We start from the raw sequence: 20097 nt of genomic DNA, 5'->3' as shown, positions 1-20097 counted from the left end.
ACGCCCATTGAGCCAAGGCCCTTTGATAATGCGCAACCCCGTCGACCCCGTACCACCTTTACCTCGCATCTACGCCCTTGACCCTCAAGAGGCGGAACAAAGCTGGGACAGCGCCCCTCAATTGCTGGCGGCCCTCAACGCCGCCCGGCTGGGGGCGTGGTGCTGGGAAATCGATACCGGGCGCATCAGTTGGTCCCGCGGCACTCAAGCGCTGTTCGGTTTCGATCCGCACCAACCGCTGCCCAAGGACATTGACTACCTGGACCTGCTGGCGCCACAGGATCGCGACCGAGTGGTACGCGCCTTCCACGCCGTGCTGGCGGGCGAACCGTTCGAGCAGGCCATGCATCACCATATCCAGTGGCCGGATGGCAGTCATCACTGGCTGGAAATCAACGGTAGCCTGGCGCCCGATAAAGCCGGCAGGCGCCGCATGATTGGCGTGATCCGCGAGACCACCCGCCAGCGCCAGCGGGAGCACGCCCTCAGCCACTCCGAAAAGCGCTTCGCCACGTTGTTCCACCTGTGTCCGAACATGGTGCTGCTGACCCGCCAGTCCGACGGACTGATCAGCGAAGCCAACCAGTATTTCGAGATGCACTTTGGCTGGCCCCTGGCCGACGCCATTGGCCGCACCACCCTGGACCTGGGCCTGTGGCGCCACCCCGAGCAGCGCGCGCAACTGGTCAAGGCCACCCAGCGCAAGGGCGAACCGATCTCCATGGATGTGCAGTTCTGCGCCAGTAACGGCCAGATCCACGACGGCACCCTCAGTGCGCAGAAGGTCGAACTGGAGGGCGAGGCCTACCTGATCAGCACCTTTGTCGACACCACCGAACGCAAAAATGCCGAACAAGCCCTCAAGGACAGCCAGGAGCGCCTCGACCTGGCGCTGGATTCGGCGCAACTGGGCACCTGGGACTGGCACATCCCCAGCGGCATGCTCTATGGCTCGGCCCGCGCCGCGCAGTTGCATGGGCTGCCCGCCGTACCGTTCCATGAATCCTTCGACGAATTTTTCGAGGGCATGCCCAGGGAAGAGCGCGACAACATGCGCAACGCCTATCGCACCTTGCGCGAGGGCCCGGCCGGCAACTACCAGTTGACTTACCGCGTGCAATTGGAAGATGGCACGTCGCGCTACCTGGAAAGTCGCGCGCGCCTCTACCGCGACGACCAGGGCGCGCCGCTGCGCATGGCCGGGACCTTGCTGGACATCACCGACCAGGTCGAGCGCGAACAACGCCTGACTGCCTCCGAAGAAAAATTCGCCAGCCTGTTCCAGGCCAGCCCCGACCCTATCTGCGTCACCGGCCTGGACGGCGGCGCGTTCATCGAGATCAACCCGGCGTTTACCCAGACCTTCGGCTGGACGGCGGCCGAGGTGATCGACAAAAGTGCCGAGCAGATCGGCCTGTGGGACGAGTCGAGCAAGCGCCTGCAGCGTATCGAGCGGGTGATTCGCGAACAGGCGCTGAGCAACGTGGCCATCGTGGTGCACCACAAGAATGGCCAGGCCCTGACCTGCGTGATTTCCAGCCGGCTGATCAAGGTGGGCGACCAGCCGTGCATCGTCACCACCTTGCGCGACATCACCCAGCAGCAACGCTCGGAGGCGGCGCTGAAGGCCAGCGAGGAGAAATTCGCCAAGGCCTTCCACTCCAGCCCCGACGCGATCTCCATTACCGAGCGCGACACCGGCCGTTATGTGGAGGTCAACGACGGTTTCTGTCGCCTCACCGGCTTCCGCGCCGAAGAAGCCATCGGCCTGACGCTGTACCAGATCGGCATTTGGGCCGATGAAAACCAGCGGGCGGCGCTCTTGGCCGAACTGCAGATCAAAGGGCGCATCCATCACCTGGAAATGCTCTGGCACAACAAGCGCGGCGACGTGCTGGCGGTGGAAGTGTCGGTGGAGCCGATCACCCTCAATGAAACCCCGTGCCTGCTGCTGACCGCCCGCGACGTGAGCCTGCTGAAAAACGCCCAGGCGCAGATCCGCCACCTGGCCTACCACGACCCACTGACCAACCTGCCCAACCGCGCACTGCTGATGGACCGCCTGAGCCAGCAGATCGCCCTGCTCAAGCGCCATAACCTGCGCGGCGCGCTGCTGTTCCTTGACCTCGACCACTTCAAGCACATCAACGATTCCCTAGGCCACCCGGTGGGCGACACCGTGCTGAAAATCGTCACCGCGCGCCTGGAAGCCAGCGTGCGCATGGAAGACACCGTGGCGCGCCTGGGCGGCGACGAATTCGTGGTGCTGCTCAGTGGCCTGGATGGCACCCGCACGGAAGTCGGCGACCAGGTAGAGGAATTGGCCGACACCCTGCGTGAATTGCTCTCACAACCGATGTTTCTCGATGGCCATCGCCTGCAGGTCACGCCCAGCATCGGTATGGCGTTGATTCCCGACCATGGGTCGACCCCGGCGGACCTGCTCAAGCGCGCCGATATCGCCCTTTACCGCGCCAAGGATTCGGGGCGCAACGCCACGCAGATGTTCCACAACAGCATGCAGAAAACCGCCAGCGAGCGGCTGCGCATGGAAACCGACCTGCGCCTGGCCCTGTCACGGGGCGAGTTCAGCGTGCATTACCAACCCCAGGTAGACGCGCGCGGCAACAAGATCGTCGGCGCCGAGGCCCTGGTTCGCTGGCAGCATCCGCAACTGGGCGCGCAGTCACCGGCGGAATTTATCAAGGTGCTCGAAGACAGCGGCCTGATCCTCGAAGTCGGCACCTGGATTCTCGATGAGGCCTGTGCGGCGTTTCAACAATTGATCGCCGAGGGCCTGGTGGACCCACTGAATTTCAGTCTGTGCGTGAATATCAGCCCAAGGCAGTTTCGCCAGAACGACTTTGTCGAACGGGTGGAACGCAGCCTCAAGCAACATCAATTGCCCTTCAGCCTGCTGAAACTGGAAATCACCGAAGGCATCGTGATCCAGAACCTGGAGGACACCATCAGCAAGATGCGTCGCCTGAAAAAACTCGGGGTGAGCTTCGCCATGGACGATTTTGGCACCGGCTATTCGTCGCTGACGTACCTCAAGCGCCTGCCGGTGGATGCACTGAAGATCGACCAGTCCTTTGTGCGCGACGCTACCCATGACCCCAACGACGCAGAAATCATCCGCGCCATCGTCGCCATGGCCCGCAGCTTGAACCTGGAAGTGATCGCCGAAGGCGTGGAAACCCCGGAACAACTGGCGTTCCTGCAAAAGCTGGGATGCCATTTGTTCCAGGGCTATTTGCACAGTCGACCGTTGCCGATCGAAGGGTTCAGGCAGTTGCTGGAATAGCCCAGTGCTCACGCCAGCTTCAACGCGCGCAGCCCGGTGTTCATCCAGCGCGATGACGCCAGCTCGCGCTTTTGGCCATAGAAGTCGAGCGCGCCGTCGATCACCACGACCGAATGATGACTGTCCGCCAGGGTCCCCACCGCCCCCTTGGCCAGTTCGTCGACGCTGCTTTCACGGATATAACCAAACAATCCGAGACGACGAAGCGCCTCACCCGGGTACTCACCATCGTTTAGCGTCTGCAACGCCACCTCATAACTCTGCCGCGCGCGGAAGTCGTTATCCTCCCATTGCGCACGCTTGGTGCTGACGGCAAACAAGAAATTGGCGTAGCTCAGCAACTGCGGATCGTTACCGTGAAAGCCCGACGCGGCCGTCGCCTGGCGCAGTTCTTCATGAGTCAGGTGCACGCGGAAGGAATCACGCATGACGACGTCAAAACCCTCCGGGGTGACCTGGATTTGCCTGTAGATCCCTTGAGGGTCTTGCCCGAACCGAATGATGGCAGCCTTGATCGCCGACACCGTGACGCAATTGCCTTCAACCCCTTGATAAAACCCATCCCAGATCCGTTCGGGCCGCGTGTCGGCGGCCACATGGGAGACCTGCTGGCCATCGACGCGTGGCATTTGTTTGTCGTCGAACAGCACATATCCATAGCCAGAGTCGACCTTGCGCTGCTCACGGTAGTGATGCGCCATACCGTCCATGACCAACGTGGCACCGCGGCTATGGGTGCCCATGAGGCCCATCGTGCCCTTCGCCGCCATGTCACTCGACGGCACAAACTGAGAAAGACCGAACACCCCCATACCCTGCAGACACCGCTGGATCGTCTCGCCCTCGACAGTCTTTGCCAAAGCCGCCTCGAACGTCGGATAACCCCCTACCTGTTGCTTGCGCTTAACAAAAGCGGCAAACACGAAGTTAGCGTCTTTCAGCGCAGCGTGATCCTCTCCCTTGAATCGCGCGGACTGCGTCGCTTGCTCCACCTCTTGGCGAGACAGGTGAACCTTGAAGTCATCCTTCATCGTAATGTCATAGCCATCACCTGAAGGCGTCAGTGCATTGAACATCCCCGCCGGATGTTGACCGAACGTCATCATCATCAACTTGATGACGGCGGCGTGGGTGCTGCAGTCGAAGTTTTCACCAAAGTGTCGTTCCGTCGCGTTGAATGCCCGGCTGATGTCCGCAGGCTTTTCGCCGGCAGGCGTTGAAGAAAGCACTGAAGAGGCTTCGCCCTGCGTGCTCATCTGTAAACCCGAACGGCTGAACATCGAAATATTCATCTAGTGGACTCCTAGAGATTATCGAAAGAACCTGCAGCCAGGGCCGTCGCGGCCACCTGATCGAGTCGCCCCTGACTGCAAGGCTCGCTACACAAGCGCTACCGCGTTGCCTCGGGTCGGCGCGGAGCCTTGGCGGCCCCATAGCTCTTCACGCCCATCGATAACCGCCACCGAGTGCCCGGTTCGATTACACATTCCTAACTGCCCACGCGCGAGGTCACGCACAGACACCCTTTTCATGTGTTTCCTCAACCCCAGTCGTTGCAACCCCTCCCCCGGCCCCGTCTCATCCTCGCCATCGTTGAGACTGCGGATGGCGGCCTGGAAACTTCTGCCCGCCGTACGGTCGTTATTTTCCATCTGCGCGCGCTTGGCACTCACAGCAAACAGAAACTGCGCATCCTTGAGCATCCCTTTGTCAGGACCGGCGAATTGCGAACCCCGCGCGCCTTGCTGCAGTTCCTGATCCGTCAGGCTCAATTGGAAATCATCCCGCATGACCACGCGATAACCGCCGTCGGTCTTGGTCACCGTCTTGAAAATATCCGTAGGACTTTGACCAAATCGGTGCATGGCGACCTTGATGGCCGACACAGTCACGCAGTTGCCATCCGGACCTTGACGAAAGCCGCTCCAGATATTGTCCGCCTTCGCACCATTACGCTTTGCCGAAAGCCCGGGAATAGAGGGGGCGATGTCCGGTTTCGGCGCTGGCAAATCGGGAACTACCTTTGGCGACACTTCAGGTGAGGGCGGAACATCAGGAACAATCGTCGCTTTTTTATCTGAAACCAAGTTAATGAGTTGCGAAAGAAACGACGCAAACAACGTGGAAAGCAGACTAAGTGTATCTACGCTATTCCCGGTACTGTCTTTAACGCCATGATGGGGACAACTATCAGTCGTCGATTGATTTATCGCTGCCGCCGCAGTGTATTGAAGCGTCTCGTTACTGGGCTTCAGCGCGTCAACCTGAATGACCTGACGCACATCGATGACACGCGCAATATTATTAATTGAATGGCATGACATAACGTTCTCCTTGAACAAATTCTTCTCCGAACAACCTCGCTCGGAGAAAAACTTGTTTGATGAAATGATGTTTATGAGTCAGTGATTTTCAAAGTCTGAAGGCAGGTCGATCATTAAGACGCCAGTGCCGACTATCGAATCGTTTGTCGACAGGGCCCGAACTGGTTAAATCCGGCTCAGGCTTGTCTGGTAGTACTTTGGGATCGATACTCGGAGTGACATTGGGTGCCGGCAGCGGCGTCACCTTGGACTTCGGGATGGGCAATGTATCGGGCTGCGGAATGGGCTTCACCTCCGGTTTGACACCTGGTTGAGGGACGGGCTTCACCTCCGGCTTGATACCTGGTTGAGGAATGGGCTTCACCTCCGGCTTGACATCTGGTTGAGGAATGGGCTTCACCTCCGGCTTGACACCTGGTTGAGGAATGGGCTTCACCCCCGAATCCGGCGCCACCCGGTGCCGCCCTTGATCGTCAGGGCAGTGGCAATGATTCAAACTGACACTCACCTGAACATTTGCCTTGGCATCATTGGTTACGGTGACCTCGGGCTTGGGCATGCTCGGCAGCACCGGAGCCGAGTTGTTTTGTACATCCGGCGCTACCAACTTACCGACAGTGCCCGGTGTCACTGGCAACTTCCCGGCGTCCGGTTGCACCAGCAGCTTTTTAGCTTCCGGTTTTATCGCCGGGTCCGTCGTAGACGGCTTAACCGGCAACTTTTCAGTACTGGGCTTCACCTGCATATCAACCTTGTTATCGGGCTTAACATCATTCAGGTTATTGGTCCCAGGCAATACGGCAGGCGACACGTTTTTCCCCAGAAACATCTCCCGCATTGATTTGAAGAACTGCTCAAACATGTCAAATAGTTTGGTGAGCGCCCCCGCGTTGAACATCAGTTCATTTTGCGTCCCCTTGGTATGTTCATTACGTAAGGCCATGGGCTGGACATTGGAAGACGTCGTCGGAACTTCGGATCGCACGTCAGTTTTCGGCGCAACGGGCGACTGCCGCGCCAAGGGCGATGTATCTACGTTGGCAAAGGATGGATGATTGATAGATAGAGACATTCACAAGCTCCTCAATCGGTGCTAACCGACTCTGCTAAATAACCAGGCAAGTAGTAGTTTCATCGAACTGCAAATAACAGCGTTGATTCACAGTCACTACTTTCGTGGAAGTTAGCGCTATCGAGTTCCCGAAATCGCGTTTCATATAAGGAAACCAAACCAATCCTTCAGACTTTGCCCCTGGTTTTTCGGGAAACACCGTGATTTTAAGCGCCCACGCCGGTGACCAGCAGACATACATGCTAATAAACTCAACAACGGGCAACTAACCGACATAATTCCAGGCACCCAGCCGCCGCCGATTCTGATATTTCGCGCGCACGGAAATACCACCCGCTACTGCAGCGAACCCGCGACAGCGAATGAGCAGCGCGAGCAATAAACGCCACATGCAAAAATGCTCCGCCTCTTTCGAAACGGAGCATTTCTTGAAACATGAAGCACATTCAGCGGCGCTGCAATGTCCGGCAACGGACACTCAAGCGTGGTTACTCAGGCAGCGCAATGGACGATGGGTGACTCATACCCAGCAAGCGGCTGACCTGCTCCAACGCGGTTTCGCGACGCAGGGCGGTAAACAATTCCACCGCTTGCGGGTAGTTGCGCGTCAACATGGCCAGCCACTGCTTCAAACGGCCGGGCGCCTGCTTTTCGGTCAGTTGTTCCACCGACTGGCGCCAGAACTCGTGGAGCATGGGCTGCATCTGCTCCCAGGTCATCTCCACCACCTCTTCCCCCGCCCGCGCGGCGGCGATTTGCCGGGCCAGGTCAGGACGTGCGACCAGGCCGCGGCCGAGCATGATGTCTTCCACACCACTGATTTCACGGCAGCGCCGCCAGTCTTCGACGCTCCAGATATCGCCGTTGGCGAATACCGGCACCTTGACCACATCCTGCACGCGTGGAATCCACTCCCAGTGGGCCGGCGGCTTGTAGCCATCAACCTTGGTGCGCGCATGCACCACGATATGCGCCGCGCCGCCTTCGGCCAGGGCCGTGGCGCACACCAGCGCGCCGTCCGGGCTGTCGAAACCCAGGCGCATCTTGGCGGTCACCGGGATATGGGCCGGCACCGCACGGCGCACGTGCTCAACGATGCGGTTGAGCAACTCCGGCTCCTTGAGCAGCACCGCGCCGCCACGGGACTTGTTGACGGTCTTGGCCGGACAGCCGAAGTTCAGGTCGATCACCTCGGAGCCCAACTCGCAGGCCAGGGCCGCGTTCTCCGCCAGGCACACCGGATCAGAGCCGAGCAATTGCACGCGCAACGGTACGCCCGCAGCGGTGTGGGCACCGTGCAGCAGTTCTGGAGCGAGCTTGTGGAAATAGGCCGGGGTGAGCAGGCGGTCGTTGACGCGGATGAACTCGGTCACGCACCAGTCAATACCGCCCACGCGGGTCAGCACGTCCCGCAGGATGTTGTCGACCAACCCCTCCATGGGCGCCAAAGCAATTTGCATGAATCACACTCAACAAAAATCGTGGCGCAGTTTACTGGGTTTCCTACGGCAACCGTTAACCCCCTGTCAGGGCGGAGCCATAACCGTCGAGAAACTCCGCCGGCATGCGCTTGGGCTTACCGCTGGACAGTTCGATGCAGACAAACGTGGTCTGCGCCCGCAGCAGGGTCACCGCGTCGCGGGGCCGGACCAACTGGAAACGGCGGGTCATTTTCAGGCGCTGGTCCCAGTCGACGATCCAGGTGGCCAGTTGTAACTCGTCGCCCTCGTAGCCCGCCGCCAGGTAGTCGATTTCATGGCGCACCACCGCCATGGCGCGGTCCAGGCGACGATACTCGGTCAGATCCAGGCCCAGGCGTTGCGAATGACGCCAGGCGCAGCGCTCCAGCCAGGACACGTACACCGCATTATTGGCGTGCCCCAAGCCGTCGATGTCTTCAGGGGCGACCTGCAGATCGATGATAAACGGCGTTGCCATATCCCAGCCCATACCTTGCTCCCGGTCGATTGATGTCGGCGGGGCGCAGTGTATCAGGCGGTTTGCCGCGCCTGTAGACGACGACCGGCCAACAGCGCCAGCACCCCCTCGATTACCCGAGGGTCGGCCAGCACCTTCTGGTGGCCACCTTGCTCCAGGCGCAGCAGGCGGCTGTCGAACCAGGCCTCGTGGATGGCTTGAGAGGCTTGAACCGGGGCGAAGGTATCGTCTTCGGCGTGCACAACCAGGCCAGGGATATTCATCTGGTAGTGAGCCACGTCCAAGTGCTTGAGCGGCATGCCGAATGTCAGCTCGACCTCCCGGATAAACGCCGAACGGGCCCGCGCTGGCAAACCGACCATCTTGGTAAAACCGCGCAGCACATCCAGGAAGCGTGACGGCGCAGCGATACTCACCAGCGCCTCGGTACGCAATCCCAACTGCACCGCGAGCATCGCACTGGCGCCGCCCATGGAATGACCGATCACCGCGTGCAGCGGTGGCAATTCGGCTGCCGCCTCCAGCATGGCACGGGCGAAGAGCAAGACATGGGCTTCACGCCCCGGCGAACGGCCATGGGCGGGACCATCCAGGGCAATCACTGAATAACCGTTTTCCACCAGCGCAGTGATCAGGCTGGCGAACTGGGTGGGGCGACCTTCCCAGCCGTGCATCAACAACACCGCCGGGCCTTGCCCCCAACGCAGGGCCGACAAACCGAACCGCAAGGTAATGCGCTCCGATTGCGCCAGCAGTGGCAGTTCCCAGTCACGAGGCGGCAGGTCGCGCGGCGTCATGAAGGCACGCCGCATCTTATTGGCCACCGTTTGCGGTGCCAGATGCCCGAGGGTGCCATTGAAACGACGAATCCAGGTTAACGTGCCCATCATCCAAGCCCTCTTCTAGCGCACAGCCGACTTGGCGGCACGCAACACTCGATCCGACAGCTCCCCCGGCCCCAGGGCCCGCGCCAATGCCAACCCGCCGATCATCAGCGCCATGTCCGCCAGGGCCTTGTCGGTATCTTCGGGGCTGGCGGCAAGTTGGGCCGCCATCAGTTCCACATGCTCGCTCAGGGCTTCACGGAAGGCGTCCGGCAGACGAGCCATTTCGCCCAAAGTGGCCGGGATCGGGCACGCTTGCGCGGTTGAGTCGCGATGCTTGCGCGACAGGTAGAACGCCGCCACCAGCGTCCGGCGCTCCTCTCCGGTGAGCTGCGAGTCCAAATCGTCGATGGATGCACGCCGCCGAGCCAGCAACTGTGTAAAGGCCTCCAGCATCAGCGCATCCTTACTGTCGAAATGCGCGTAGAAACCACCAACGGTCAGCCCCGCTGCACCCATGACTTCGCCGACGCTCGGCTCGGCCGGGCCGCGCTGGATCAACGCCGCGCTGGCAGCTTGCAGAATGCGTTCGCGGGTTTGCGCTTTTTTATCGCTCATCGTGTACCTCCAACTCTCATGGGCTAAATATTATTACCATAATAATATTTCGCAAGCGAGTTACATGACCGCTGGTCAGAAGCCATCAAGGGTAAGAGCAAGAGAAAGGAGAATTGGCCAAACGCCAGACAAACAAAAGGGCCATTCAATAATTGAATGACCCTTAAAAATCCCGCAGAGCGGGTAATCGTGGCGTCCCCTAGGGGACTCGAACCCCTGTTACCGCCGTGAAAGGGCGGTGTCCTAGGCCACTAGACGAAGGGGACACAAACCTTCTTACAACCCGATCAAGCTAGGCCTGATCAATTCAAGGACGGTGTGGCCGGAACCTTGAACCTGTAAATTGGTGGAGCTAAACGGGATCGAACCGTTGACCTCTTGCATGCCATGCAAGCGCTCTCCCAGCTGAGCTATAGCCCCGATTTTTCGCCTGGCGGCGCAGCAGACCTTGCGACCTGCTTGTTGAAACTGGCGTCCCCTAGGGGACTCGAACCCCTGTTACCGCCGTGAAAGGGCGGTGTCCTAGGCCACTAGACGAAGGGGACAAAACCTTCTGTACAACCTGATCAAGCTGGGCCTGATCGATTCAAGGACGGTGTGGCCAGACCTTGAACCTGTAAATTGGTGGAGCTAAACGGGATCGAACCGTTGACCTCTTGCATGCCATGCAAGCGCTCTCCCAGCTGAGCTATAGCCCCTCATCGGTGAGGACGGGGCGAATCTTAATGGCGGTTTGGAAACGTGTCAAATTTATTTTCAACAATTTCCAAAATTTTTTGCCGGGATAACAATCACTTACCGGCGAAACCCCGGAAAACCGGGGTTTCGTCGCTGCAACAGCCTACTCAGGCGATAGCGCCCAGCAGTTTTTCCCACTCTTTGTTTTCTTTCTTCGACACACCACCAAGCAAATCAAGGGCTTGGCGCAGACGGAAACGGGTAAGGTCCGGGCCGAGAATTTCCATCGCGTCGAGCACCGACACCGAACTGGCCTGCCCAGTGATGGCGGCAAACATCAGCGGCATGGCATCGCGCAACTTCAGCTCCAGGGATTCGACCACCGCCTGGATCGTCGCGGTGATGGTGTCCTTCTCCCACTGGCGCAGGCTTTCGAGCTTCCACAGGATCAACTGCATCAACTGGCGAACCTGATCGCCGGAGAGTTTCTTGGATTCGAACAGCTTGGCGTCCGGGTTCACGCCACCGGCAAAAAAGAAACTGGCCAGCGGGGCAACCTGGCTGAACGTCTCCACCCTGCCCTGCACCAGCGGTGCAATCTTCATCATGTACTCGGGGTTCAACGCCCACTGCTGCACGCGGCTGGCGAACTCTTCCACCGGTAAATCACGCAGCCACTGGCCGTTGAGCCACGACAGCTTCTCGATATCGAAGATCGGCCCGCCCAGCGACACGCGGGACAGGTCGAAGTTATCGACCATTTCCTGCAGCGAGAACTTCTCGCGCTCGTCCGGCATCGACCAGCCCATGCGGCCCAGGTAGTTGAGCATCGCTTCAGGCATGAAGCCCATGCGCTCGTAGAACGTCACCGAGGTCGGGTTCTTGCGCTTGGACAGCTTGCTCTTGTCCGGATTACGCAGCAGCGGCATGTAGCACAGCTGCGGCTGCTCCCAGCCGAAGTATTCGTAGAGCAGGATCAGCTTCGGCGCCGACGGCAGCCATTCTTCGCCGCGCAGCACGTGGGTGATGCCCATCAGGTGATCGTCGACCACGTTGGCCAGGAAGTACGTCGGCAGGCCGTCGGTCTTCATCAGCACTTGCATGTCCATGCGGTCCCACGGGATCTCGACGTCACCGCGCAGCATGTCCGGCACCACGCACACACCTTCGCTCGGCACCTTCATGCGGATCACATGGGGCTCGCCGGCGGCCAGGCGCGCGGCCACTTCTTCTTTCGACAGCAGCAGCGCGCGACCGTCGTAGCGCGGGGTCTCGCCACGGGCCTGTTGCTCGGCGCGCATCTGATCCAGCTCTTCAGCGGTACAGAAACATGGGAACGCATGACCCATGTCGACCAGTTGCTGGGTGTATTGCTTATAGATGTCGCTGCGCTCGCTCTGGCGATACGGGCCGTGCGGGCCGCCGACGTCCGGGCCTTCCGACCAGGTAATGCCGAGCCAGCGCAGGGCATCGAAAATCTGCTGTTCAGACTCACGGGTCGAACGCAGTTGGTCGGTGTCTTCGATCCGCAGGATGAATTCACCACCGTGCTGCTTGGCAAAGCAGTAGTTGAACAAAGCGATGTAGGCAGTACCGACGTGGGGGTCCCCAGTAGGCGATGGCGCGATGCGCGTGCGGACGGTGGTCATGGCAGGTCTCGAATGGGCGATATAACTAGAATTGAAACAAGGGGCGAATAGTAGCAGCCCCAGGCACCTGCGCTCCAGCACAAGGGCATATAGGCCAAGGTTCGGTCTGCGGGCATACCATGGCTATTTGCTAGATGCTTGGATGGTTATATTCCATTACCTCTTGTTACAGACACCGCCCCCATGCCTGCCCCACTCAAACGCCGCCTGTTTATCTTTGTGTTTATCGTGAGCCTGATCGCCTTGGGGTTCTTCGCCCATTGGTTTTTCAAGGGCCGCTTCTATGAAAGCACCGACAATGCCTACGTGCAGGGCGAAATCACCCGCGTGTCCAGCCAGCTCGGCGCGCGCATCGTCGACGTGCGGGTGGGCGATAACGAGCACGTGCAAAAAGGCCAATTGCTGGTGACGCTCGAAAGCGATGACTTCCACCTGGCCGTGGACCGCGCCAACGCCGCCCTGGCCATGCGCGAAGCCGAACGCACCCAGGCGCAGAGCAAACTCACCCAGCAAGCCAGCCTGATCGCTGCCGGCGAAGCCAAGGTGGCCTCCAGCCAGGCCAGTCTGGGACGTTCGCAAATTGACCTGTCCCGCGCCCAAACCCTGCGCAAACCGGGCTACGTCTCGGAAGAACGGGTAACCACCCTCTCCGCCGACAACCACATCGCCCGCTCCCAAGTGAGCATGGCCCAGGCCGACCTTCAGGGCCAGCGCCAGCAGGTCAACGCCCTGAACGCCGAAATCAAACGCCTCGACGCACTGATCGCCAACGCCCGAACCGACCTGGCCCAAGCCGAGCTGAACCTGACCCGCAGCGAAATCCACGCGCCCATCAGCGGCCTGGTCGGCCAGCGCGCCGCCCGCAACGGCCAGTACGTGCAGGCCGGCGCCTACCTGCTGTCGATCGTTCCCGACCAGGACATCTGGATCCAGGCCAACTTCAAGGAAACCCAGATCGGCCATATGCAGCCTGGGCAAAAAGCCGAGCTGACCTTCGATGCCTACAGCGACACACCAATCGAAGCACGGGTCGACAGCCTGTTCGCGGCCTCCGGTGCGCAGTTCAGCCTGTTGCCGCCGGACAATGCCACCGGCAACTTCACCAAGGTCGTACAGCGTATTCCGGTAAAACTGACGTTTGCGGCGGATAACCCGCTGAAGGGCAAGATCCGCCCCGGCATGTCCGTCACCGTCAAAGTGAACATCAAAGACCAACCCGATGGCCGGTGATCAACTACTGCGCCCGGTCGGCGAACCCTCCCGGCGCGACTGGATCGCGGTGATGAGTGCGATGCTCGGCGCCTTCATGGCGGTGCTCGACATCCAGATCACCAACTCATCGCTCAAGGATATCCAGGGTGCGCTGTCGGCCACCCTGGAAGAAGGCTCGTGGATTTCCACCTCCTACCTTGTGGCCGAAATCATCATGATCCCCCTCACCGCCTGGCTGGTGCAGTTGCTCTCGGCACGGCGCCTGGCGGTGTGGGTGTCGGCGGGGTTCCTGATCGCCTCGCTGATGTGCTCCATGGCCTGGAGCCTGGAAAGCATGATCGTGTTCCGCGCCCTGCAAGGTTTTACCGGCGGCGCGCTGATTCCCCTGGCGTTCACCCTCACCCTGATCAAACTGCCCGAGCACCATCGCGCCAAAGGCATGGCGATGTTTGCCATGACCGCCACCTTCGCCCCGTCCATCGGCCCGACCATCGGTGGCTGGCTCACGGAAAACTGGGGCTGGGAATACATCTTCTATATCAACGTGCCGCCAGGCCTGCTGATGATCGCCGGGCTGCTCTACGGCCTGGAAAAAAAGGCGCCCCATTGGGAACTGCTGAAAAGCACCGACTACATCGGCATCGCCACCCTGGCCATCGGCTTGGGCTGCTTACAGGTGTTTCTGGAAGAAGGCCACCGCAAGGACTGGCTCGAATCAAACCTGATCGTCAGCCTGGGCAGCGTCGCCCTGCTGAGCCTGATCACCTTCGTGATTGTGCAAGTGTCCAAACCCAACCCGCTGATCAACCTCGGCATCCTGGCCAATCGCAATTTCGGCCTGTCGAGCATCTCCAGTCTGGGCATGGGCGTGGGCTTGTATGGCTCGATCTATCTGCTGCCGCTGTACCTGGCGCAGATCCAGAACTACAACGCGCTGCAGATCGGCGAAGTGATCATGTGGATGGGCATTCCCCAACTGTTTCTGATCCCGCTGGTGCCGAAACTGATGAAATACGTGTCACCCAAATGGCTGTGTGCCCTGGGATTCGGCCTGTTCGGCCTGGCGAGTTTTTCCTCGGGGGTGCTCAACCCGGATTTTGCCGGCAGCCAGTTCAACCAGATCCAGATCATCCGCGCCCTCGGCCAGCCGTTGATCATGGTGACCATCTCGCTGATCGCCACCGCCTACATCCTGCCCCAGGACGCGGGGTCGGCGTCGAGCCTGTTCAATATCCTGCGCAACCTCGGCGGTGCCATCGGCATTGCGCTGCTGGCGACCTTGCTGGATGCGCGGACCAAGACCTACTTCGATTATTTGCGCGAGGCGATCGTGCCGACCAACCCGCAGGTGGCGCAGCGCCTGGCGACCTTGACCGAGACGTTCGGCAACGAGACGGCCGCCCTCGGCAAGCTCAGTGAAATTGCCCACCAGCAGGCGCAGATCATGGCCTACAACGATGCGTTTCACTTTGTCGGATTGGCGTTGGGGGTAAGCATGATTGCGGTGTTGTTGACCAAGGCGTTGCCGGCGGGGCTCAAGCCGGGGGAGAGTCATTGAGACCGTGTCGCATCTATCGGGAGCAAGCCCCCTCCCACCTTTGACTGCATTTCAAAGGTGGGAGGGGGCTTAGGCCAGCACAATCACTGCCGATCACACCGCCAACAAGCGCTCACGCAACTTGCCAATCTCATCACGCGTCTGCGCCGCCGCCTCAAACTCCAGATCCCGCGCCAGTTGGTACATTTTCTCTTCCAACTGCCGAATCCGCTTGGTGATCTCACTCGGCGAGCGCAGTTCGTTTTCGTACTTGGCGCTTTCCTCGGCAGCCTTGGCCATGCCCTTGCGCTTCTTGCTGCGCGAGCCGGGCACGGTGGCGCCTTCCATGATGTCGGCGACGTCCTTGAACACACCTTTGGGCGTGATGCCATTTTCCAGGTTGAAGGCAATCTGCTTGTCGCGCCGGCGCTGGGTCTCGCCGATCGCCCGCTCCATGGACCCGGTAATGCGGTCCGCGTAGAGAATCGCCCGGCCATTGAGGTTACGCGCCGCCCGGCCGATGGTCTGGATCAACGAGCGCTCGGAGCGCAGGAAGCCCTCCTTGTCCGCATCGAGGATCGCCACCAGCGAGACTTCCGGCATGTCCAGGCCTTCGCGCAGCAGGTTGATCCCCACCAGCACGTCGAAGGTGCCCAGGCGCAGGTCGCGGATGATTTCCACGCGCTCCACCGTGTCGATGTCCGAGTGCAGGTAGCGCACGCGCACGCCGTGGTCGGCCAGGTAGTCGGTCAAGTCTTCGGACATGCGCTTGGTCAGCGTGGTGACCAGCACCCGCTCGTCCAGGGCCACGCGCTTGCTGATTTCCGAGAGCAAATCGTCGACCTGGGTCAGCGCCGGACGGATTTCGATTTCCGGGTCCACCAGGCCGGTGGGGCGCACCACCTGCTCGATCACGCGGCCGGCATGTTCGGCCTCGTAGTTGCCAGGCGTGGCCGACACGAAGATGGTCTGCGGGCTGATGCGTTCCCATTCGTCGAAGCGCATCGGCCGGTTGTCCAGCGCCGACGGCAAGCGGAAGCCATATTCCACCAGGGTCTCTTTGCGCGAGCGGTCGCCTTTATACATGGCGCCCACTTGCGGCACGCTGACGTGGGATTCGTCGATCACCAGCAGCGCGTCGTCCGGCAGGTAGTCGTAGAGCGTCGGCGGTGGCGCGCCGGATTCGCGACCCGAGAGGTAGCGCGAGTAGTTTTCGATGCCGTTGCAGTAGCCCAGTTCCAGGATCATCTCCAGGTCGAAGCGGGTGCGTTGCTCCAGGCGCTGGGCTTCCACCAGCTTGTTGTTGGCGCGCAGGTATTCGAGGCGTTCGGCCAGTTCCACCTTGATGCCTTCGATGGCGCCCATCAGGGTTTCGCGCGGGGTCACGTAGTGGCTTTTCGGGTAGAAGGTGAAGCGCGGCAGTTTGCGGATCACCTCGCCGGTCAACGGGTCGAAGGCCGACAGGCTCTCGACTTCATCGTCGAACAGTTCGATGCGGATCGCTTCCAGGTCGGACTCGGCCGGGTAGATGTCGATCACATCGCCGCGCACGCGGAAGGTGGCGCGGGCGAAGTCCATGTCGTTGCGCGTGTATTGCAGGCTCGTCAGGCGACGTAGCAGTTCGCGCTGGTCGAGTTTGTCGCCACGGTCGACGTGCAACACCATCTTCAAATAGGTTTCCGGGCTGCCCAGGCCGTAGATGCACGACACCGTGGTGACGATGATTGCATCCTTGCGCTCCAGCAGCGCCTTGGTCGCCGACAGCCGCATCTGCTCGATATGGTCGTTGATCGACGCATCCTTCTCGATAAAGGTATCGGAGGACGGCACATAGGCTTCGGGCTGGTAGTAGTCGTAATAGGAAACAAAGTACTCCACCGCGTTGTTCGGGAAGAACGCCTTGAACTCACCGTACAACTGCGCGGCCAGGGTCTTGTTCGGCGCCAGCACCAGGGTGGGACGGTTGATCTGCGCGATCACGTTGGCGATGCTGAACGTCTTGCCCGAACCGGTCACTCCGAGCAGGGTCTGGTGCGACAGGCCCGCCTCGATGCCTTCGACCATCTGGCGGATCGCTTCGGGTTGATCGCCGGCGGGTTCAAAGCGGGTGACGAGCTGGAAATCCGACATAACGTACCTCTTTCAAGTCACCCTCGGCTGACAACCGCCAAGGACGAAAAAAGCTCAGCGACCCGCGAATTTTCATCGCAGGTTGCAGGAAAAAACCATGATAGCTGTAGAAGTGGTGGTGAATGTGACGGGTTTCAAGGCAATCGTCCTACACGCCGTTTACGATCAAGGTTGCAATATGACTAACGGTCGGCAAATAAACCGAAAAACTTGGCCGAAAAGCCATTTCGGTTGTCGCCCTCCGCGGTTAGGGCCTCTATACTAGCTCCCCGTTTGTGCACCGCTCTAGTGCATTCGGCTGGAGCGCGACACGTCCCTCCTTTCCCCCAAAGAGCTGCCGCAAAAATGAGCCTGTTCTCCGCTGTCGAAATGGCACCACGCGATCCAATCCTGGGCCTCAACGAAGCATTCAACGCCGACACACGAACCACCAAGGTCAACCTTGGCGTGGGCGTTTACTGCAACGAGGAGGGGAAGATTCCACTCTTGCGTGCCGTTGCCGAAGCGGAAGCCATTCGCGTGGCGCAACACGCCGCCCGTGGCTACTTGCCGATCGACGGTATCGTCGCCTACGACCAAGCGGTGCAGAAGCTGTTGTTCGGCGCTGAATCGCCCCTGCTGAGCGCCGGCCGCGTGATCACCGCGCAAGCCGTCGGCGGCACCGGCGCGCTGAAGATCGGCGCGGACTTCCTCAAGCAACTGCTGCCCAATGCCGTCGTTGCCATCAGCGACCCAAGTTGGGAAAACCACCAGGCACTGTTTGAAAAAGCCGGCTTCCCGGTGCAGACCTACCGCTACTACGACGCCGCCACCCACGACGTCAACCGCGCCGGCCTGCTCGAAGACCTCAACGCCCTGCCGCCGCAGTCCATCGTGGTGCTGCACGCCTGCTGCCACAACCCGACCGGCGTCGACCTGAGCCCGGCCGACTGGCAACAAGTGCTCGACGTGGTCAAGGCGAAAAACCTGGTGCCGTTCCTCGACATGGCCTACCAGGGCTTTGGCGATGGCATCCACGAAGACGCCGCTGCCGTACGCCTGTTCGCGGAATCGGGCCTGACGTTCTTTGTCTCGAGCTCGTTCTCCAAGTCGTTCTCGCTGTATGGCGAACGGGTGGGCGCGTTGTCGATCGTCAGCGAATCCAAGGAAGAAAGCGCGCGCATCCTGTCCCAGGTCAAGCGCGTGATCCGCACCAACTACTCCAACCCGCCAACCCATGGCGCGGCGATCGTGGCAGCGGTCCTCAACAACCCTGAACTGCGCGCCCAATGGGAAGCCGAACTGGCTGAGATGCGCCTGCGCATCCGTGGCATGCGTGAGCAGATGGTCGCTGAACTGGCCAAGGCTGCACCGGGCCACGACTTCAGCTTTGTCGGTCGCCAACGTGGGATGTTCTCCTACTCCGGCCTGACCGTTGAGCAAGTCACCCGCTTGCGCACCGAGTTTGGCATCTACGCCCTCGACACCGGCCGCATCTGCGTGGCCGCGTTGAACCAGTCGAACATTGGTGCGGTAACCAAGGCAATCGTTCAGGTTCTATAAACCTGGCGGCGCGGTACGAAGGGAAGCCACGGCTTCCCTTTTTAATGCCTGTCGGAAAACGCCCTGCTCCCCTAGACTGAGCACCGATTGCCCTTTTGCTGTGAGAGCCTTATGAGAAACGACGACCTGAACCTGCACGCCGATCCCGACGACCAGGAGCACTTCACCCCACGCGCACCGCAAGCCAAGCGCCAGAAAAGCCTGGTGCTGCAAGTGGCGCTGGGTGTGTTTATCGGTGGGTTGGCATTGTGGCTGGTGCAATTGGGCGCGACGGCCTTGATGGCAAAACTGGCCATGGGCACCCTCCAATTCGGCGGCTAACCCTCGCTCCGACAGAGGCCGTTTTCTTCCAACAGGGTTACGAAACTGTTGAGGCTCTGCGACACGGTGCCCCGCCGCCAGATCAGCCAGGTGTGCAGGATGCGGAAACTGTCCATCAGCGGCCACACACTCACCGCCGCAAACCCCGGCATGCTTTCCAGCATGCTGCGTGGCATCAGCGCCAGGCCGGCGCCGGCGCTGACACACGCCAACATGCCGTGGTAGGACTCGATCTCGAAGATCTTGCCCGGCATCGCACCGTCCTGCGAAAACCAGCGCTCGAAGTGATGCCGGTACGAGCAATTCGAACGGAATGTATAAATGTTCTGCCCATTCACATCCTGCCCTCGCGTGATCGGTGCGTGGTGCAGTGGCGCAATCACCACCATCTCCTCCTCGAACACCGCCACGCCCTCCAGGGTCGAGTGCAACACCGGCCCATCGACAAACGCCGCCGCCAGTCGTCCCGACAACACACCCTCGATCATCGTGCCTGAAGGCCCGGTGCTCAGGTCCAGCTCGACCCTGGTGTGTTTCTGGTTGTAGGCCGCCAGCAACGCGGGGATGCGCACCGCCGCCGTACTCTCCAGCGAACCGAGGGCAAACGCGCCCTGGGGCTCTTCCCCCGCCACCGTGGCGCGGGCTTCCTGCACCAGGTCGAGGATGCGCCGCGCGTAGCCGAGGAAATTCCACCCGGCCGGCGACAGGCGCAGGCGGCTTTTCTCGCGGATAAACAGCTCCACGCCCAAGTCCTGCTCCAGTTGCTTGATGCGCGTGGTCAGGTTCGACGGCACGCGATGAATCAACTGGGCGGCGGCGCTGATGCTGCCTTGCTCGGCAACGGCCTTGAAGATTTCCAGCTGCACCAGATCCAAATCATTCTCCAATCGTGAACGTATTGCTCAATATTATTCAGTTTCCAGAAAAGATGCAGCCCCGTAGGCT

At 60.4% G+C, this 20097-nt stretch carries 15 protein-coding genes and 4 tRNA genes; 5 read left to right on the top strand and 14 right to left on the bottom strand.

Going from position 1 to position 20097, the window contains the following annotated elements; translation table 11 throughout:
- Positions 1–28 precede the first annotated feature (28 nt).
- Entirely contained in the window at positions 29–3307 is a 3279-nt protein-coding gene (locus ACLH0J_RS14220) for an EAL domain-containing protein (protein WP_411392468.1), read from the top strand.
- 8 nt (positions 3308–3315) lie between these two features.
- Here the strand turns inward: ACLH0J_RS14220 and ACLH0J_RS14215 are convergent, their stop codons facing one another.
- The 12 genes from ACLH0J_RS14215 to gltX form a co-directional block, all read right to left on the bottom strand.
- On the bottom strand, positions 3316–4599 hold the full coding sequence (locus tag ACLH0J_RS14215; protein WP_411392467.1) for a hypothetical protein: 1284 nt from the start codon (positions 4597–4599) through the stop codon (positions 3316–3318).
- An 87-nt stretch (positions 4600–4686) separates the two neighbouring features.
- Entirely contained in the window at positions 4687–5631 is a 945-nt protein-coding gene (locus ACLH0J_RS14210) for a hypothetical protein (protein WP_411392466.1), read from the bottom strand.
- 88 nt (positions 5632–5719) lie between these two features.
- The gene (locus ACLH0J_RS14205) at positions 5720–6703 is read right to left on the bottom strand and encodes a hypothetical protein (protein ID WP_411392465.1); all 984 of its coding nucleotides are present in this window, start codon (positions 6701–6703) and stop codon (positions 5720–5722) included.
- A 488-nt stretch (positions 6704–7191) separates the two neighbouring features.
- The gene (locus tag ACLH0J_RS14200; RefSeq protein WP_411392464.1) at positions 7192–8163 is read right to left on the bottom strand and encodes a tRNA dihydrouridine synthase; all 972 of its coding nucleotides are present in this window, start codon (positions 8161–8163) and stop codon (positions 7192–7194) included.
- Between the two features lie 55 nt (positions 8164–8218).
- The gene (locus tag ACLH0J_RS14195) at positions 8219–8653 is read right to left on the bottom strand and encodes an acyl-CoA thioesterase (protein ID WP_411392463.1); all 435 of its coding nucleotides are present in this window, start codon (positions 8651–8653) and stop codon (positions 8219–8221) included.
- Between the two features lie 41 nt (positions 8654–8694).
- Positions 8695–9528, bottom strand: a complete 834-nt coding sequence (locus tag ACLH0J_RS14190) for an alpha/beta hydrolase (RefSeq protein ID WP_411392824.1) — start codon at positions 9526–9528, stop codon at positions 8695–8697.
- Between the two features lie 15 nt (positions 9529–9543).
- The gene (locus ACLH0J_RS14185) at positions 9544–10083 is read right to left on the bottom strand and encodes a TetR/AcrR family transcriptional regulator (RefSeq protein WP_411392462.1); all 540 of its coding nucleotides are present in this window, start codon (positions 10081–10083) and stop codon (positions 9544–9546) included.
- 190 nt (positions 10084–10273) lie between these two features.
- Positions 10274–10349, bottom strand: a tRNA-Glu gene (locus ACLH0J_RS14180).
- Positions 10350–10427: 78 nt separating this feature from the next.
- Positions 10428–10503, bottom strand: a tRNA-Ala gene (locus ACLH0J_RS14175).
- 49 nt (positions 10504–10552) lie between these two features.
- A tRNA-Glu gene (locus ACLH0J_RS14170) sits at positions 10553–10628 on the bottom strand.
- 77 nt (positions 10629–10705) lie between these two features.
- A tRNA-Ala gene (locus ACLH0J_RS14165) sits at positions 10706–10781 on the bottom strand.
- Between the two features lie 147 nt (positions 10782–10928).
- Positions 10929–12410 (bottom strand): glutamate--tRNA ligase, encoded by a 1482-nt coding sequence (gene gltX / locus ACLH0J_RS14160; protein ID WP_411392461.1) that lies wholly within the window; start codon positions 12408–12410, stop codon positions 10929–10931.
- A gap of 183 nt (positions 12411–12593) precedes the next feature.
- Between gltX and ACLH0J_RS14155 the strand changes: the two genes are divergently transcribed.
- Positions 12594–13640 (top strand): HlyD family secretion protein, encoded by a 1047-nt coding sequence (locus ACLH0J_RS14155; RefSeq protein WP_411392460.1) that lies wholly within the window; start codon positions 12594–12596, stop codon positions 13638–13640.
- A 49-nt stretch (positions 13641–13689) separates the two neighbouring features.
- Positions 13690–15180 (top strand): MDR family MFS transporter, encoded by a 1491-nt coding sequence (locus ACLH0J_RS14150; RefSeq protein WP_411392823.1) that lies wholly within the window; start codon positions 13690–13692, stop codon positions 15178–15180.
- A gap of 93 nt (positions 15181–15273) precedes the next feature.
- Here ACLH0J_RS14150 and uvrB read toward each other — a convergent pair whose 3' ends face one another.
- Positions 15274–17289 carry an excinuclease ABC subunit UvrB gene (gene uvrB / locus ACLH0J_RS14145; RefSeq protein WP_078834035.1) on the bottom strand — a complete coding sequence of 672 codons (2016 nt, stop codon included), beginning with the start codon at positions 17287–17289 and terminating at the stop codon, positions 15274–15276.
- A 345-nt stretch (positions 17290–17634) separates the two neighbouring features.
- Here uvrB and ACLH0J_RS14140 point away from each other — a divergent pair, with 345 nt between their 5' ends.
- Positions 17635–18831: an amino acid aminotransferase gene (locus ACLH0J_RS14140; RefSeq protein ID WP_411392459.1), complete on the top strand. Its 1197-nt coding sequence runs from the start codon at positions 17635–17637 to the stop codon at positions 18829–18831.
- 111 nt (positions 18832–18942) lie between these two features.
- The gene (locus ACLH0J_RS14135) at positions 18943–19152 is read left to right on the top strand and encodes a hypothetical protein (protein WP_010568038.1); all 210 of its coding nucleotides are present in this window, start codon (positions 18943–18945) and stop codon (positions 19150–19152) included.
- Here ACLH0J_RS14135 and ptrR read toward each other — a convergent pair.
- Entirely contained in the window at positions 19149–20027 is an 879-nt protein-coding gene (ptrR, locus tag ACLH0J_RS14130; protein WP_411392458.1) for a putrescine utilization regulator PtrR, read from the bottom strand. The genes ACLH0J_RS14135 and ptrR overlap by 4 nt on opposite strands.
- Between the last annotated feature and the right edge of the window lie 70 nt (positions 20028–20097).

Origin of the sequence: Pseudomonas sp. MPB23 (assembly GCF_046605395.1) — a bacterium.
Lineage (GTDB): Bacteria > Pseudomonadota > Gammaproteobacteria > Pseudomonadales > Pseudomonadaceae > Aquipseudomonas.
Note: the sequence above shows the minus strand (reverse complement) of the source record. Positions and strands in the feature narration are given on the sequence as shown.

What these genes read in the sequence shown, in the direction of transcription:
- ACLH0J_RS14220 (WP_411392468.1), top strand. Translation starts at nt 29, where the DNA reads ATGCGCAACCCCGTCGACCCCGTACCACCTTTACCTCGCATCTACGCC.
- ACLH0J_RS14215 (WP_411392467.1), bottom strand. Translation starts at nt 4,599, where the DNA reads ATGAATATTTCGATGTTCAGCCGTTCGGGTTTACAGATGAGCACGCAG.
- ACLH0J_RS14210 (WP_411392466.1), bottom strand. Translation starts at nt 5,631, where the DNA reads ATGTCATGCCATTCAATTAATAATATTGCGCGTGTCATCGATGTGCGT.
- ACLH0J_RS14205 (WP_411392465.1), bottom strand. Translation starts at nt 6,703, where the DNA reads ATGTCTCTATCTATCAATCATCCATCCTTTGCCAACGTAGATACATCG.
- ACLH0J_RS14200 (WP_411392464.1), bottom strand. Translation starts at nt 8,163, where the DNA reads ATGCAAATTGCTTTGGCGCCCATGGAGGGGTTGGTCGACAACATCCTG.
- ACLH0J_RS14195 (WP_411392463.1), bottom strand. Translation starts at nt 8,653, where the DNA reads ATGGGCTGGGATATGGCAACGCCGTTTATCATCGATCTGCAGGTCGCC.
- ACLH0J_RS14190 (WP_411392824.1), bottom strand. Translation starts at nt 9,528, where the DNA reads ATGGGCACGTTAACCTGGATTCGTCGTTTCAATGGCACCCTCGGGCAT.
- ACLH0J_RS14185 (WP_411392462.1), bottom strand. Translation starts at nt 10,083, where the DNA reads ATGAGCGATAAAAAAGCGCAAACCCGCGAACGCATTCTGCAAGCTGCC.
- gltX (WP_411392461.1), bottom strand. Translation starts at nt 12,410, where the DNA reads ATGACCACCGTCCGCACGCGCATCGCGCCATCGCCTACTGGGGACCCC.
- ACLH0J_RS14155 (WP_411392460.1), top strand. Translation starts at nt 12,594, where the DNA reads ATGCCTGCCCCACTCAAACGCCGCCTGTTTATCTTTGTGTTTATCGTG.
- uvrB (WP_078834035.1), bottom strand. Translation starts at nt 17,289, where the DNA reads ATGTCGGATTTCCAGCTCGTCACCCGCTTTGAACCCGCCGGCGATCAA.
- ACLH0J_RS14140 (WP_411392459.1), top strand. Translation starts at nt 17,635, where the DNA reads ATGAGCCTGTTCTCCGCTGTCGAAATGGCACCACGCGATCCAATCCTG.
- ACLH0J_RS14135 (WP_010568038.1), top strand. Translation starts at nt 18,943, where the DNA reads ATGAGAAACGACGACCTGAACCTGCACGCCGATCCCGACGACCAGGAG.